The organism is Streptomyces sp. GB4-14 (genome assembly GCF_022696125.1).
Lineage (GTDB): Bacteria > Actinomycetota > Actinomycetes > Streptomycetales > Streptomycetaceae > Streptomyces > Streptomyces werraensis.
The window spans coordinates 6,521,820-6,536,780 of record NZ_RZHO01000002.1 but is presented as its reverse complement, the minus strand read 5'-3'; the positions used below and the strand labels follow the sequence as shown (position 1 = coordinate 6,536,780).

Below are 14,961 nucleotides of genomic sequence, written 5' to 3'. Positions count from 1 at the left end.
TCCTGCGGCGGCCCGCGCGCCGCCGCACGGTCAGCCGGGGACGGAGACCGGGGCCGGCCGGGGCGCGGGCTCCAGGCGGACGATCACGCTCTTCGAGGCGGGCTGGTTGCTGCCGTCGGCGACGCTGTCCAGGGGCACCAGGACATTGGTCTCCGGGTAGTAGGCAGCCGCCGTTCCGGTCTTCGTCGGGTACGCGACGACGGTGAAGCCGTCGGCGCGCCGCTCCACGCCGTCCTTCCACACTCCCACCAGGTCGACGCGGTCCCCGTCGGCGAGTCCCAGCTCGGTGAGGTCGTCGGGGTTGACGAGGACGACGCGCCTGCTGCCGTGGATGCCCCGGTAGCGGTCGTTGTCCGTGTAGGGCACGGTGTTCCACTGGTCGTGGGAGCGCAGCGTCTGCAGCAGCAGGTGGCCGTCCGGGACGCTGGGCGCCTCGTGCTCGTTGCGGGTGAACCGCGCCTTGCCGGCCTCGGTGTGGAACACGCCCTCGTTGACGGCGTTCGGCAGCCGGATGCCGCCGGGGCGCACCACGCGCCGGTTGAAGTCGTGCAGCCCCGGCACGACGTTGGCGATGCGGTCGCGGATCTCGCCGTAGTCCGATTCGAACACGCCCCAGGGGATGTCGGGGCCGCGCCCGGCGAGGGTGCGGTGGGCGAGGCGGCAGAGGATGGCGACCTCGCTGAGCAGCAGGGGGGAAGCCGGCTGGAGGCGTCCGCGCGAGGTGTGGACCTCGCTCATCGAGTTCTCCACGGTGACGAACTGCTCGCCGCCGGACTGCACGTCCCGTTCGGTCCGGCCGAGGGTCGGCAGGATCAGCGCGGTGCGGCCGCAGACGGTGTGCGTACGGTTGAGCTTGGTGGAGATGTGGGCGGTCAGCCGGCAGGCGCGCATGGCCTCCTCGGTGACCATGCTGTCGGGTGCGGCGCGGACGAAGTTGCCGGCGAGGGAGAGGAAGAACTTGACGCGGCCCTCGAGCATCGCGCGGATCGCGTTGACCGAGTCGTAGCCGTGGTGGCGCGGCGGGTCGAAGCCGAACTCCTTCTGCAGGTCGTCCAGGAAGGCGTCCGGCATCTTCTCCCAGATGCCCATGGTCCGGTCGCCCTGCACGTTGCTGTGGCCGCGCACGGGGCACGCTCCGGCGCCCGCGCGGCCCAGATTGCCGCGCAGCATGAGGAAGTTGACGAACTCGCGGATGGTGGGCACCGCGTGCTTGTGCTGGGTGATGCCCATCGCCCAGCAGACGATGACGCGTTCGGAGCGCAGCACCTCGTCGCGGACCTGCTCGATCTCCTGGCGGGTGAGACCGGTCGCCGCGACGACGTCGTCCCAGTCGACGGAGCGGATGTGCCGGGCGAACGCCTCGAACCCCTCGGTGTTGTTCCGGATGTAGTCGTGGTCGAGCACGGTGCCGGGGCGGGCGTCCTCGGCCTCCAGGAGCAGCCGGTTGAGACCCTGGAACAGGGCGAGGTCGCCGCCGACGCGGATCTGCAGGAAACGGTCGGCGATGGGAGTGCCGCGGCCGATGATGCCGCGCGGCTTCTGCGGGTTCTTGAAGCGCAGCAGCCCGGCCTCGGGCAGCGGGTTCACCGCGATGATGCGGGCGCCGTTGCGCTTGGCCTCCTCCAGGGCGGAGAGCTGGCGGGGGTGGTTGGAGCCGGGGTTCTGCCCCACGACGAAGATCAGGTCGGCGTGGTGCATGTCCTCCAGGCTGACCGTGCCCTTGCCGGTGCCGAGGGTCTCGTGGAGGGCGTAACCGCTGGACTCGTGACACAGGTTGCTGCAGTCGGGCAGGTTGTTGGTGCCGAAGGCGCGGGCGAACAGCTGGAGCACGAAGGCGGCTTCGTTGCTGGCGCGGCCCGAGGTGTAGAAGACGGCCTCGTCGGGCGAGTCCAGGGAGGTGAGTTCCCGGGCGAGCAGTCCGAAGGCGTCGTGCCAGCTGATCGGTTCGTAGTGGTCCGAGTCGGGCCGCTTGACCATGGGTTCGGTGAGCCGGCCCTGGTCGTTGAGCCACTTGTCGGAGCGGCGGGCGAGCTCGGACACCGGGTGCTCGCGGAAGAAGTCGCGGCTGATCCGACGGGTGGTCGCCTCGTCGTTGATGTGCTTGGCGCCGTTCTCGCAGTACTCGTTGCGGTGCCGTTGCCCCGGAGCCGGGTCGGCCCACGCGCAGCCGGGGCAGTCGATGCCGTCGACCTGGTTCATGGTCAGCAGCGTCTGCCCGGTGCGCACCGGGCTGGTCTGCTCGAGGGAGTACTGCAGCGCGTGCATCACCGCGGGCGCTCCCGTGGCCCATTGCTTGGGCGGTGTCACGGTGAGCCGCTCCTGGGAACCGTCGTCGGGCCGCTCGGGCATGGACTCTCCTTCACCGGACACGCGGACACCCTCCAGTCTCACGCTCCCGCCGGGGGGCGGCCACACGATCTTCCGCCGATGGGGTGGCCCCGGCCCTCGGGGGCGGCCGGGGGAAGCGCGGGGCTCGGGTTCCCCTTCGGCGGCCCAGGGAACATCACGATCTCCGCCCGTGTTGTCGGGCGTATGACAAAGAGCGCGTCGCGGCCCGAGGTGCTGCGTTACACCGCCTTCTCCAGCGACCCCGCGGGCGGCAACCCCGCCGGGGTGGTGCTGGACGCCAGTGCACTGGACGACGGGGAGATGCTGGCCGTCGCCGCCGAGCTCGGGTACTCGGAGTCCGCCTTCCTGACCGCCCCGCCGGAGGGGCTGGACGGCCCGGAGGGACGGACGTACCGGATCCGCTACTTCAGTCCCAGGGCCGAGGTGCCGTTCTGCGGGCACGCGACCGTGGCGGCCGCCGTCGCGCTCGCCGAGCGGCAGGGTCCGGGGCCGCTGCTGTTCGCGACGCAGGCCGGACCGGTGCCCGTCGATGTCACGGCGGCGGAGGACGGCACGCTGCGGGCCACGCTCACCAGCGTCGAGCCGCACATCGAGGAGGTCGCCGACGCCGACCTGACGGAGGCGCTCGCCGCGCTGGACTGGCCCTCCTCCGGCCTCGACCCGGCGTTCCCTCCGCGTATCGCGTACGCCGGCGCACGCCATCTGGTGCTGGCGGCGGCCACCCGCGCCCGTCTGGCCGATCTGGACTACGACTTCGCGCGTCTCGAAACGCTGATGCACCGTCTGGACCTGACCACCGTGCAGCTGGTGTGGCGGGAGTCGCCGACACTGTTCCACGTACGGGACCCGTTCCCCGTGGGCGGTGTCGTCGAGGACCCGGCGACGGGGGCGGCGGCCGCCGCGTTCGGCGGGTACGTCCGTGAGCTGGGTCTGGTGCCCGAGGACGCCGTCCTCCTGCTGCGTCAGGGCGAGGACCTGGGCCGTCCCGGTGAGCTCAGGGTGACGTTGCGCGCGGGCGACCCCCGGGTGCGGGTCAGCGGGGCGGGCGTGCGGATCGGCTGACGGCGGACGCGGCGGGCGGCCGCGCGGACACGCGTAGTAGCGGTGCGGCATGCGGGGCACACTGAGGAAGAAACCCGAACGACAGGTGGGGCCATGCCTGCAGCAGCCGCGCAGTCCGTCGAAGAGGCGATCGAGGTCGCCGTTCCCGTGCACACCGCCTACAACCAGTGGACCCAGTTCAAGACCTTCCCCCGCTTCATGCGCTGGGTGAGGGGCGTCGAACAGCTCCGCCCGAACCTCACCCGGTGGGAGATCGGCACCGGGTGGGTGTCCCGGACGTACATGGCGGAGGTCGTCGAACAGCATCCCGACGAGCTGATCGCGTGGCAGGGCCTCGGCCGCTGGGCCGGGCACCGGGGCGAGGTCGCGTTCCGCGCTCTCGCACCGAACCGCACGGAGATCGTGGTGCGCCTGCGGTCCCTGGCCCGGCCGACGCGACGGCACCTGCTGCACCGGACGCCGATGACGCCACGGCTGGTCCGGTCCGAGCTGGGCCGCTTCAAGCAGTTCATCGAAGGGGTGGGCCAGGAGTCCGGCGCCTGGCGCGGCGTCATCCGCAAGGGGCAGGTGCGGCCCCAGGAGGAGAAGCCGGCACGGAGCCGGGTCGCGGGCTGGCCGGTCGGCTGAACCTCCGCCCCGAGCAGCGGGAAATCCCGGGGAAAAACTCGGATTCGCCCTGCGCGGTCCCGCGCGTCCGGGGAACCCGGCACGCGGAACCGACCCGAGGAGCCCCCCATGAGCACCCCTGACGACAAGGACCTCACCCACCCGCTGGAGCAGGAGACGGGCGAGAAGGACGTCCACCCCGAGGAGGACGAGACCCGCGACCAGGAGACGCCCGGCGACGGGGACGGCCAGGACTCCGGCGGCGCGTCCGGAGGACAGCCGTGACCGCGCCCGCCGTGTCGATCTCCGAGCAGGACACCGATGCGCTCGGTGGTGACGACAGCATCCTGATGCGGCAGCGCCGGGACCACGCACGGCTCGACGCGATGATGAACCGTTACCAGGCCGAGGATCTCCCGCCCGGCGAACTCGACGGGCTCTGGCTGGACATCGTCCAGCTGGTGTTCAGTCACGCCTTCGCGGAGGAGACCGTGCTGTGGCCGCTGCTGCGGCGCGTCTCACCCGACGGGGAAACGCTCACCCGCCAGGTGGAGGAGGAGCACCAGGCGATCAACGAACTGATCGCCCGGATCGAGCACTCCCCCGACGATCCCCGGCGCGCGGAGTGGATCCAGCAGGCGTTCGCGCTGATCCGGGAGGACATCCGCGACGAGGAGGACGAGCTGCTGCCGCGGCTGCGGACGGCGTTCGACGACCGCAAGCTGCGGCGTATCGGGGCCGCCTGGGAAGCCGTACGGGCGACCGCCCCCACACGGCCGCACCCCGGCGTTCCCCGGCGTCCGCCGGGGAACGCGCTGCGCGGTGTCCCGCTCAGCGTCTTCGACCGGCTGCGGGACCTGGCGCCGGGCAGCGGCCCGGCCGTCCGCCGCGCCTCCCTGGCGGTGGCGGGTGCGCTCGCCGCGGGAGGCGCGGCGGTGCTGGCGGTGCGTGCCGCCCGCCGGCACCGCTGAGACAGCAACGGATCACGCGGCGCCGCGTCCGCGGCGGGAGCCGGCGTACGCGGCGTCGCGCAGCCGGTTCAGGCGCCCGGCCGGGCGCAGACCGGGGAGGCTGTGCGTGACGGGGTCGTACGACACCGTGGTCTGTGCGGGGGCCGGGTGCACCGCTTCGAGGGTGAGGGATGCGAACGGCCGCCAAGGCTCGTCGCTCGCGGCCGCGCACAGCCGGAACATGAGGGGGCGGCAGGCGAGTTCCTGCCACAGGGTCGGTCGCGGCGTGTGCGGCGGATCGAGCATCGGGAAGGCCGCGAGCACCCGCTCGCACTCCCCCGTCCGGTACGCCAGCAGCGTGGAGTACGGCCCGGTGAGGGCGTCGGGGCGGAGCAGCGGCACATGGCGGCCGAGGCGGCCCGCGCCGCTGGACGTGAACAGCAGGTCGAGCGGCCGGTCCGGTCCTCCCGCGTCCTCGACGCGGACGGCCAGGCCGAGCGCGTCCGGCAGCCGTCCGGGCGTGCCCAGGGCGTGGGACCAGCGCACGATCGCCGGATAGGAGGCGTGCCGGTCCAGCCAGGGCTCGCCCCACGGGCGGTCGCCGCGGCCTGCCACATGCAAGGTGCCGGAGCACAGCACCCCGGTGGGGTGGACGGCGGGCGCGTCCCGCCACCGGGCCACCCGTTCGGCGGCCCGGAGGGCGGTGTCGCGCACGCCTGCCACGGACGTCCCTCAGAGCCCGGGGCGGATGACCGCGCGGACGCAGCCGTCGGTCTTGTGCTTGAACATGTCGTACGCGGTGGGGGCGTCGTCGAGGGACACCGAGTGGGTGGCCAGGTGGGCGGTGGAGATCTCCCCTGCGGCGAGCCGGTCGAGGAGCATCGGGATGTAGCGCTGGCCGTGCATCTGCGCCCCGCGTACGGTGAGCCCCTTGTTGATCACCGCGCCGAGCGGGAACTTGTCGACGGCGCCCGCGAAGACCCCCAGGACGAACACGGTGCCGCCCTTGCGGCAGGCGTGGATGGCGTGGCGTACGGCGGTGGGGCGGTCCGTCTGGAGGCGGAGCTGCTGCTTCGCCTGGTCGTACAGGTGCATGGGGCCGTCACTGTGGGCCTCCATGCCGACCGCCTCGATGCACACGTCGGGGCCGCGCCCGCCGGTGCGTTCGCGCAGTTCCGCGGCCACATCGGTGGTGGTGTAGTCGATGGTCTCCGCACCGACGTACCGCTCGGTCATCTCCAGGCGTTCGGGGATGCGGTCGATGGAGATGACGCGTTCCGCACCCAGCAGGATCGCCGCCCGCGCCGCCATCTGCCCGACGGCTCCGCAGCCCCAGACGGCCACCACGTCGCCGGGCTTCACGCCGCCGAGGTCCGCCCCCATCCATCCGGTGGGCAGGGAGTCCGAGACGAACAAAGCGCTGGTGTCGTCGACGCCCTCGGGAACGGTGAAGGCGCCGTGGTCGGCGAACGGGACGCGCACGTACTCGGCGTGGCTGCCGCGCAGGCCGCCCATGGCGTGCGAGTAGCCGAAGATGCCGGCCGTCTCGTAGCCGAACAGCGCCTGCCCGACGCCGGGATTGGTGTTGGTGTTGTCGCACAGCGACCACAGGTCGTTGGCGCAGTACCAGCAGCGGCCGCAGCCGACGAACGAGGAGACGACGACCCGGTCGCCCACCTCGTGGCGGCGTACCGCGGACCCGGTCTCGACGACCTCGCCGACGAACTCGTGGCCGATGACGTCGCCGGCCCGCATGGCCGGGATGTACCCGCCGATGAGGTGCAGGTCGGAGCCGCAGGTGGTGCCCGCGACGAGCCGCACGACGATGTCCTGGTCGTTGCGCAGTTCCGGGTCGGGAACCTGCTCGACCGACAGCTTGTTGACGCCTTCCCAGCACAGGGCCTTCACAGCACTCCCTCCCCGCCGGAGCGGCGGCTGAACAGTCCGACGAGCCGGCCGCCCGGTGTGGGCCGGGTCGTCGGCGGCGTGTCGGGGAGCATGACCTCCCCGGTCTCCAGCAGGGCCTTCGCCTCGCGCAGCGCGCGCCGCACCTCCTGCCGCGGGTCCTGCCCGGCGAGACGTGCGGGCACGGAGGCCGAGGCGGGCGGGGTCGGCTCCTTGAGCCGGGCGGCCAGTTCCGTGCCGCGGTCACCCGGCGCGGGCCGCGTCCGTACGTCGACGCGGTCGGCGAGCCGTTCCAGTGGCCCGGGCAGCTTGCCGTCCTGGCGGACGTCCTCCTCGGGGAGGTTGACCGTCACCGTGAGCCATCGGTCGCCCTCCCGGTCGTCGCCCCCTGATGCCGCCGTCCCGGCCTTCCGGGCCGCCGCGACGCCGACGGCGGCGACCGGAACCATCCACAACGCCCTCTTCATGTACTGCCTCCTGCTCGAACAGGCCACATCGTGCGCGCCGGGCTTCCGCCGCGGGTGCGGTGAAACGGCGACGGGCCGACGTCGGCGACGGACCCGGACCGGGCCGGAGACCCTGGGCACGCACGGCCGTGGTCAGTCACCGGTCGTCCTGTCCACCAAGGCGCCGTACGTCAGTTGCAGCGCGTCCGCGCCCGCCAGTGCGGTCAGGGCCCCCATGGCGGTGCGGGTGGCGCGCGGCCACAGGAGCTGTCCCGCCGTGAGGCTGGAGGCGACCCAGACGCTCACGCAGAAGGGACAGGTCACCAGCTCGCCGACCGTGGCCCTGCGGTCGTCGGACCGCGCCTCCTCGTGCAGTTCCGCGGGCCCTTGCGGACCGACGAAGGTCGTGAAGGGGGCCCTCAGCGGGCTCGTCACCGACGCTTTGCTCAGCAGCCGGCTCAGCCGGAACGTGGCGACAGCGGTCAGTGCCACGTCCCACGGCACCGGCCGGTCCGGCAGCGGACGGCCACGCCGACGCACCAGCAGGGCCCAGCTCGTGGTGTAGGCGGCGAACGCCGACATGGCGACGAGATAACCGCGGATCGGACGCTCGCCGTCCTGCGCGTACGTGTGCTCGACGCGGCGCAGCATCCCCTTCACCCGGGACACGGCACCGCCCTCGGCCGTCCTGGTCACGACGTCCGTCCTCCGTCCGTCCCCGGCGTCGCCCCGGCCGTCGCCCGGCCGTCCACGGTGTCCGGTACGCCGTCGCCCGGCAGCCGCACCTCGACGTGCCCGTCGACCACCCGCGTGTCGAAGGCGGGCTGGGGCGCGGTGGCGGGGCCCTCCACGTTCCAGCCGTCGGAGAGCCGGAAGACGCTGCCGTGCCAGGGGCAGCGTACGCATCCGTCGGCGACCGTTCCCTCGGACAGCGGCCCCGCCAGGTGGCTGCAGCGTTCGGCGAGCGCGTGCACCTCTCCGCCGGTCTCCCGCACCACCAGCACGGGCACGTCGTCCACGACGCACCGCACGGGTTCCCCCGCCGGGAAGTCGTCGACGCCGCCGACGCGGTGCCAGCCGTCGCGCACGACGTGCGGCACCTCCTCGGCGTGGTTGACGCCCGCCGCCTGCCGGTACGCCAGATGGCCGCCGAGCAGGCCGCCGGCGCCGACCGCGGTCAGCCCGAGGTACCCGAGGACGCGTCCCTTGCCGCCCCGGCCGGTGAGGCGCAGCACGAGGGAGGCGCCGTAGAGGCCCACGGCGGCCGTGTTGGCCGCGGCGTGCACGAGGCCCACGCGCTGCTGCTCGCGGCGGAGTTCCGCCCAGTCGACGAGGCCCGACACGGCGGCGGGGACGGCCCCGGTCAGGCCGAGGGCCACCAGGAGGTCCGCCTGCCGGGACCGGCCGGGCTTGAGGTCCAGCACGGCGGCCGACATCCAGCTGCCGATGGGCAGGTGGATGGCCATGGGGTGTACGGGGTGGCCGAGCCACGTGCCGTGGAGCACGTCCCGGACGCGGCCGAGCGGCAGCGCGCGGACGCGTGCGCCGAGCGCGTCGATCAGCTGGTCGCGGCCGGGGTCGCGCTCCAGCGCGTCCAGCAGCCACAGCATACGGTTCTGTCCGAGGAGGCGACGTCCAGGCTTCTTGCTCATGGGCGCTGAGTTTCCCGGCGCGCGGCGGGCAAACAGCGGTCAGCGGACGTGCAGCCGCACGCGGGGCCAGGAGTTGGTGACGTACCCCTTGGGATTCCACACCGAGGCCGGGGACTCGGGCATGCCCGCGCCGGTGGAGTCCCACGCGCGGGCCAGGACGTGCACGTCACCGGCCGGCAGGCCGAGGGTGGTGCGCCACCGCTGCCACGCCCCCGGCCCCGCGGGTTCCTCGAGGGCCACGCGGGACCAGGCGCGTCCGCCGTCCAGGGACACCTCGACCCGGGCGACGGTGCGTCCTTCGCCCGCGAGCGCGTATCCGGTGACCTCGGCCGGACCGGACGGCAGCACGGCGCCGTCGGCGGGGGTCAGGACGGCGCAGTTCAGCGGAAGGGGGCCGAGGGCGACGCCCTCGGGGTCGCCGCCGGCCGGGGGGAGGCGGTAGGCGGTGGCCTGGAAGTAGCCGTCGGAGGGGGTGGTGCGCGCGGTGACACGGGTGAGCCACTTGACGCTGCGGGCGCCGATCCAGCCCGGCACGACCACCCGCAGGGGCGCGCCGTGAACAGGAGGCAGCGGGGCGCCGTTCATCGCCCAGGCGAGCAGCACGTCCGGCGCCAGCGCGCGGTCGCGCGGGACCGACACCTCGTACGGCTGGGGCGGGTCGGCGGACGCGGAGACGTCGGGGGCGTGGAAGGCGACGTGGGCAGCGTCCGGGGCGATGCCGGCGCGGTCGAGCACGTCGGCGAGGCGCGCCCCGCGGAACCTGGCGGTGGAGAGGGCGCCCGGCCCCCACGGGGTCTCCCCTGGGATGGCGCGCACGGAGGTCAGGTCGGTGCGCCGGTTGCCCGCGCACTGGAGGGTGACGGTCGCCTCAGTCGCGTCGAAGCGGGAGCGCAGGGCGTCCAGGGTCAGCCGCAGCGGGCGCGCCACCAGGCCGTCGACGGTGAGCCGCCAGCCGGCCGGGTCGAGTCGGGGCACCGGGCCGTGGTTGCGGCTGTAGAAGGCGTCGACGGGCGTGACCGCCTCGCCGGCCAGGGCCGCCGCGGGCGGCTCCGCGTTGAACGGCTCCCGGCCGTGGACCACCATGTCGTCCCGCTTGCCCCACATGCCCATGCCGCGATTGTCCGCCTGTGGCCGGGGACGCGCCCGGTCACGCGCGTCCCCGGCCCGCAACTCAGGCGTCCCCCATGACCAGCCCTTCGATCGTGTGCTTCTGCGTGATCGGCCGCAGCACGTCCACCACCTCGCAGTCCAGGTGGCGCCGCACCCGCTCCGGAAGGCTCTCCCAGTAGCCGCGGGTGACCGCCGCGTCGTGCCGCTCGCCGTTGGTCGCCTCGGGTCCGTCGACGCCCAGCACCAGCACGGGGCGGGACTTCGCGGAGTGGTTGCGGGTGCCGCGGTGGACGGTCAGGGCGGAGCGCGCCGAGATGTCGCCGCGCCGCGGGTACTTGCGCACCGCCCGTTCCTCGTAGCGCGGGTAGTGCGAGCGGGGCGGGAACATGCCGTGTCCGAACTCCGGGCTGTCGTCCCACTGGGTGCCGGGCGCGATCTCGAAGGGGCCCATGTCCTCCTCTGTGTCGACCGCGGTGACGTTGAACGCCAGCGAGGTCAGCCGCCGCTCGGCGCGGGTCTCCTCGGGCATCGGGAAGTCTCGGTGCCACGGCTGGTTGACGGCGCCCTCGAGCGGCACGTCGAAGCCGACCTCGACGATGCGGTAGTCGGGGCCGAGGACCGCCGTGCAGAGGGAGCGCACCCAGGGGTGGTCGGCGAGGTCGACGAAGCCGCGCAGCTGCTCGGGGTGGATCTCCACGTAGTAGCGGTGGGGGCCGCGGCCGACCGCGCCGCCCGGACGGCTCCGCGCCTCCTCGAAAGCGGCCTCGATGTCCTCGCGGAGCCGGTCGGCCCACTCGGGGGTGAACGCGCCCTTGCGTGCGGTGATGCCGTCCTCGTAGAGGGCCTCGACGTCGGCCGTGACGTCGAGGTCGAGCGCGTCCGGGGTGACGGCGGGGTGGGTGTGCGGGCTCATGGATGCCTCCTTGCAGTAACCGCTCGGCGGGCATGTGCCGGATGCCCGCCGAGGGCATCGTTGCATCGTTGATTTCAACGTGGCAATACCTCGGGGCGGATTGCGTCCGCGACCGGTCGTGGGTGCCTGGTCCCCTGGTGGGCGGCGCATGCCACGATGTGCGGGTGAGCAGCAGCCTGAAGGACGTGGCGGCGCGCGCGGGGGTGTCGGCGCGCACGGTGTCGAACGTGGTGAACGGGTCGGCCCGGGTGGCGCCGGAGACCCGCCGCCGGGTGCAGGAGGCGATCGACGAGCTGGGCTACCGCCCCAACCTGGCGGCGCGCAGCCTCAGGGCCGGCCGTACCGGCATCATCGGCCTGGCGATCCCGGAGCTGCACTCGCCCTACTTCGCCGAGCTGGCCGGGCTGCTGGTGGACGAGGCGCGCCGCCGGTCGTGGACGGTGGTCATCGACCAGACGCGGGGCGACGCCGAGGCCGAGCGGCGACTGCTGACCGGTGACGGCGGCCGGGTGATGGACGGTCTGATCATCAGCCCCTGGGCGCTGCCCGCCGAGGACATCACGGCGGCCGCCCGCCCGCTGCCCGTGGTGCTGCTCGGGGAGCGCAGTCCGCAGGGACTGGCGGACCGGGTCGCCGTGGACAACGTGGCCGCGGCCGAGGAGGCCACCGCGCATCTGCTGTCGCTGGGCCGCCGCCGTGTCGCCGCGATCGGTCTCCAGCCCCATCTGCGCAACGGCACGGCGGAGCTGCGCGCCGAGGGTTACCGCAGGGCGCTGCGGCGTGCCGGTGTCTCCCCGCGTCCCGAGTGGGAGCGCCCGGTGCCGGCGCTGCACCGGGCCGACGGCGCCCGGGCGATGGCCGAGCTGCTCGACGCCGGCGCCGAGCCGGACGCGGTGTTCGCCTTCAGCGACGAGCTGGCGCTGGGCGCCCTGCACACGGCGCACGTCCGGGGGCTGCGGGTGCCGGAGGACGTCGCCGTCGTGGGGTTCGACGACATCGAGGACGGGCGGTTCGGCCGGCCGACGCTCACCACCGTGTCCCCCGACAAGGGGCAGATCGCGGCGCGGGCCCTGCAGTGCCTGGCCGACCGCATCTACAGCCCGCGCAACGACGTGCAGGCCGCCGACCTCACGGTCCCGCACCGCCTGGTGGTGCGGGGAAGCACCGGAGGCTGATCGCGCGCCCGGAAGTGCGGGCACACCGATGGCCTTTTGCGGAATGCCGGGTGTGCGCCGGGCCCGGCCGGGGAACATGTTCGCCCTGTTCGGGCCGTGCGCCTCGTGGGAGGTGCGCCCTGTCGGGCCGTGCGAGAGGACTGCATGTGACAGCGTCGGCGTCAGGGTCGGGTGACCGGCAGCCCGGTGCCCAGGGGGACGCGTACGAGCCGGATCCGCGCCGGTGGCGGGCGCTGTGGGTGACGCTGGTCGCCGGGTTCATGAGCCTGCTGGACGTCACGATCGTGGCGGTCGCGCTGCCCACCGTGCAGAACGACCTGGGCGCCTCCCCCGCCGAGGTGCAGTGGGTGGTGTCCGGGTACGCGCTCACCTTCGCCCTCGCCCTCGTCACGGCGGGACGGCTCGGGGACGCGCTGGACCGGCGGAAGATCTTCCTGATCGCCCTGTGCGGCTTCGTGCTGTGCAGCGCGGCGTGCGGCGCCGCCCCCGGCATCACCCTGCTGGTCGTGGCGCGTCTCGCGCAGGGTCTGGCGGCGGGTTTCATGGCGCCGCAGAACTCGGCGCTGATCCAGCAGATGTTCCGCGGCGCCGAACGCGGCCGGGCGTTCGGCTACTTCGGCGCGACCGTCGGCATCTCCTCCGCCTCCGGACCGATCGTGGGCGGAGCGATTCTCGCCCTGGCCGACGGGATGCAGGGCTGGCGCTGGATCTTCTACGTCAACGTGCCCATCGGCGTCCTCGCCGTGCTGCTGGGCCGCCGCCTGCTGCCGCGGACCCGGAAGTCGGGGCGGGGCCATGTGGACGTGCCGGGTGTGCTGCTGCTCGGTCTGGGCGTGCTGGCGTTCATGTATCCGCTGGTGCAGGCGGAGTCGGGCGGTCTGAGCCGGCTGTGGTGGCTGTTCCCCGTCGGCGCGGCGGTGCTCGCCGTGTTCGTGCGGCGGCAGCGGAGGCTGCTGGCCCGGGGGACGACCCCGCTGCTCGACCCGCGTCTGTTCTCCACCGTGCGCGGGTACGCCATCGGCGCGGGCGTCGGCACCCTGTACTTCGTCGGCTTCAGCGGCGTCTGGCTCGTGTTCGCGCTGTTCTACCAGCACGGCCTGCACTACTCCCCGCTGGGGTCGGGCCTCGCCGTGACGCCGTTCGCCATCGGTTCGGCGGGGGCTGCCGTCGTCTCGGGGCGGCTCGTCGACCGGTTCGGGCGACTGCTGACCGTGTGGGGTCTCACCGGCGTGATCGCGGGTCTCGGCGCGGCTGCCCTGCTGCTGCGTTTCGCACCGCTGGACCACGCGCCCTGGCTCGCCGCGCCGGCGCTGTTCGTCGGCGGCATCGGCGGCGGGTTCGTCGTCTCGCCGAACATCACCATGACGCTGCGGGACGTGCCGGTGCGGATGGCGGGAGCGGCGGGCGGCGCCCTGCAGACGGGGCAGCGGCTCGGCGCGGCGGTGGGCACGGCGGCCCTGCCGGGCCTCTTCTACATGGTGCTCGGCCGCAGCGACGACTTCCAGGTGGCCCTGTTCGTGGCGCTGTGCGCGGCCCTGGCGACGATGTCGACGTCGCTGGCGCTGGCAGCGTACGACTGGTTGCGCGACCGGCGCAGGCGCGCGGCGCACGGGAAGTGCCCGGAGGAGGTCGCGAACAGCCCCGTGCACTCCCGGTCCCTCTGACTCCCCGGCCGGTCAGCGCGTCGCCGGTGTCCCCGGGTGCAGGACGATCTTGCCGATGTGCTTCCTGCGGGCGAGTTCCTCCTGTGCCTGCGCCGCCTGCTCCAGCGGGTACGCGGCGGCGACGACCGGTTCGACGGCGGCCCGCCGGGCCATGTCCATGAGCAGGCCGAAGTGGGCGGGCGTGTGCATCGCGGAGCCGATCACCTGGGCGTTGTGCAGATAGAGGCGGCGTACGTCCAGGGTCACCCGGTAGCCGCCGAGCGCCCCGGCGACCACCCAGCGTCCGCCCTCGCGCAGAAGTGGCACCGCCTCGCTCACCAGGTCCCCGGCGACGACGTCCAGCGCGACGTCGACGCCCTCGGGAGCGGCGGTGCGGATCCCCGCGACGACGTCCCCCGCCCGGTCGACGACGGCGTGCGCGCCCGCCCCGCGTACGGCGTCGGTCTTCGGGCCGCTGCTGACGGCGACCACGCGGGCGCCCCGGGCGCGTGCGATCTGCACCGCCGCGAGCCCGACGCCGCCGGACGCGCCCGTCACCAGGACGGTCTCCCCCTCGCGCACCCGGCCGCGTTCGATCATGCCGAGCGCCGTGCCGTAGGCCGTGGGCAGGGAGGCGAGCTGGTCGTCGGTGAGAGGGGAGCCGGTGACGTCGTGCAGGCGCTCCAGCGGGGCCACGACGAAATCCGCGTAGCCGCCGTCGCGTTCGCTGCCCATCAGGCCCACCGGGTGGGCGTCGGGGCCGTCGCCGTCGTAGAGCGCCGGGTCGACCACCACGCGGCGGCCGACGAGAGACGCGTCGCCGCCGGGGCCCACGGCCTCGACCCGGCCGGCCACGTCGGCGCCCTGGATACGGGGGAAGGCGACGGGGCCGCGCCAGCCCGAGCGGGCCTCCGGGTCGCCGGGCCGGCCGTAGGCGCCCTCACGGGTCCACAGGTCGGTGTTGTTGAGGGCCACCGCCGCGACCCGCACCAGCGCCTCGCCGGCTCCCGGGACGGGCACCGGCACCTCGGTCACCTCCAGCACCTCCGGTCCCCCGTGCCGTGTGATCCGTACCGCGCGCATGTGCTCGGACAAGGTCCTCACCTCCTCACGGGTATACTGATCTGTATACCTCTCGTCCCACCGTACA

The 14,961-nt window shown here is 73.8% G+C and carries 15 protein-coding genes; 6 read left to right on the top strand and 9 right to left on the bottom strand.

What is annotated here, in order from left to right:
* Nucleotides 1–30: 30 nt before the first annotated feature.
* Complete coding sequence (locus tag ELQ39_RS31420) at nucleotides 31–2,349, bottom strand: FdhF/YdeP family oxidoreductase (RefSeq protein WP_242595309.1); 2,319 nt, start codon at nucleotides 2,347–2,349, stop codon at nucleotides 31–33.
* A gap of 183 nt (nucleotides 2,350–2,532) precedes the next feature.
* On the opposite strand from ELQ39_RS31420, the gene ELQ39_RS31415 reads away from it, so the two are divergent.
* The 4 genes from ELQ39_RS31415 (at nucleotide 2,533) to ELQ39_RS31400 (ending at nucleotide 4,988) form a co-directional block, all read left to right on the top strand.
* Nucleotides 2,533–3,411, top strand: a complete 879-nt coding sequence (locus tag ELQ39_RS31415) for a PhzF family phenazine biosynthesis isomerase (RefSeq protein ID WP_225625337.1) — start codon at nucleotides 2,533–2,535, stop codon at nucleotides 3,409–3,411.
* Between the two features lie 93 nt (nucleotides 3,412–3,504).
* Nucleotides 3,505–4,038 (top strand): SRPBCC family protein, encoded by a 534-nt coding sequence (locus tag ELQ39_RS31410; RefSeq protein ID WP_225625338.1) that lies wholly within the window; start codon nucleotides 3,505–3,507, stop codon nucleotides 4,036–4,038.
* Nucleotides 4,039–4,146: 108 nt separating this feature from the next.
* Complete coding sequence (locus ELQ39_RS31405) at nucleotides 4,147–4,302, top strand: hypothetical protein (protein WP_242595307.1); 156 nt, start codon at nucleotides 4,147–4,149, stop codon at nucleotides 4,300–4,302.
* The gene (locus ELQ39_RS31400) at nucleotides 4,299–4,988 is read left to right on the top strand and encodes a hemerythrin domain-containing protein (protein ID WP_242595305.1); all 690 of its coding nucleotides are present in this window, start codon (nucleotides 4,299–4,301) and stop codon (nucleotides 4,986–4,988) included. Before ELQ39_RS31405 ends, ELQ39_RS31400 begins: the two co-directional genes overlap by 4 nt.
* Before the next feature lie 12 nt (nucleotides 4,989–5,000).
* Here the strand turns inward: ELQ39_RS31400 and ELQ39_RS31395 are convergent, their stop codons facing one another.
* From ELQ39_RS31395 to ELQ39_RS31365, 7 genes are all read right to left on the bottom strand, one after another.
* Nucleotides 5,001–5,690 (bottom strand): phosphodiesterase, encoded by a 690-nt coding sequence (locus tag ELQ39_RS31395; protein WP_242595303.1) that lies wholly within the window; start codon nucleotides 5,688–5,690, stop codon nucleotides 5,001–5,003.
* Between the two features lie 9 nt (nucleotides 5,691–5,699).
* Nucleotides 5,700–6,875, bottom strand: coding sequence for a zinc-dependent alcohol dehydrogenase (locus ELQ39_RS32605; RefSeq protein ID WP_242595301.1), 1,176 nt, complete (start codon nucleotides 6,873–6,875; stop codon nucleotides 5,700–5,702).
* Nucleotides 6,872–7,339 carry a hypothetical protein gene (locus ELQ39_RS31385; protein ID WP_242595299.1) on the bottom strand — a complete coding sequence of 156 codons (468 nt, stop codon included), beginning with the start codon at nucleotides 7,337–7,339 and terminating at the stop codon, nucleotides 6,872–6,874. Before ELQ39_RS31385 ends, ELQ39_RS32605 begins: the two co-directional genes overlap by 4 nt.
* 132 nt (nucleotides 7,340–7,471) lie before the next feature.
* The gene (locus ELQ39_RS31380) at nucleotides 7,472–8,014 is read right to left on the bottom strand and encodes a DUF1360 domain-containing protein (RefSeq protein WP_225625342.1); all 543 of its coding nucleotides are present in this window, start codon (nucleotides 8,012–8,014) and stop codon (nucleotides 7,472–7,474) included.
* Nucleotides 8,011–8,970 (bottom strand): Rieske 2Fe-2S domain-containing protein, encoded by a 960-nt coding sequence (locus ELQ39_RS31375; protein ID WP_242595298.1) that lies wholly within the window; start codon nucleotides 8,968–8,970, stop codon nucleotides 8,011–8,013. Before ELQ39_RS31375 ends, ELQ39_RS31380 begins: the two co-directional genes overlap by 4 nt.
* 39 nt (nucleotides 8,971–9,009) lie before the next feature.
* Complete coding sequence (locus ELQ39_RS31370; RefSeq protein ID WP_242595297.1) at nucleotides 9,010–10,080, bottom strand: sulfite oxidase; 1,071 nt, start codon at nucleotides 10,078–10,080, stop codon at nucleotides 9,010–9,012.
* 61 nt (nucleotides 10,081–10,141) lie between these two features.
* Entirely contained in the window at nucleotides 10,142–10,993 is an 852-nt protein-coding gene (locus ELQ39_RS31365; protein ID WP_225644314.1) for a phytanoyl-CoA dioxygenase family protein, read from the bottom strand.
* Nucleotides 10,994–11,157: 164 nt separating this feature from the next.
* On the opposite strand from ELQ39_RS31365, the gene ELQ39_RS31360 reads away from it, so the two are divergent.
* Both ELQ39_RS31360 and ELQ39_RS31355 read left to right on the top strand, forming a co-directional pair.
* Nucleotides 11,158–12,168, top strand: coding sequence for a LacI family DNA-binding transcriptional regulator (locus tag ELQ39_RS31360; protein WP_190003348.1), 1,011 nt, complete (start codon nucleotides 11,158–11,160; stop codon nucleotides 12,166–12,168).
* Between the two features lie 146 nt (nucleotides 12,169–12,314).
* Entirely contained in the window at nucleotides 12,315–13,832 is a 1,518-nt protein-coding gene (locus ELQ39_RS31355) for an MFS transporter (protein WP_242595296.1), read from the top strand.
* Between the two features lie 12 nt (nucleotides 13,833–13,844).
* Here the strand turns inward: ELQ39_RS31355 and ELQ39_RS31350 are convergent, their stop codons facing one another.
* Entirely contained in the window at nucleotides 13,845–14,894 is a 1,050-nt protein-coding gene (locus ELQ39_RS31350; protein WP_242595698.1) for a zinc-binding dehydrogenase, read from the bottom strand.
* Nucleotides 14,895–14,961: the final 67 nt, after the last annotated feature.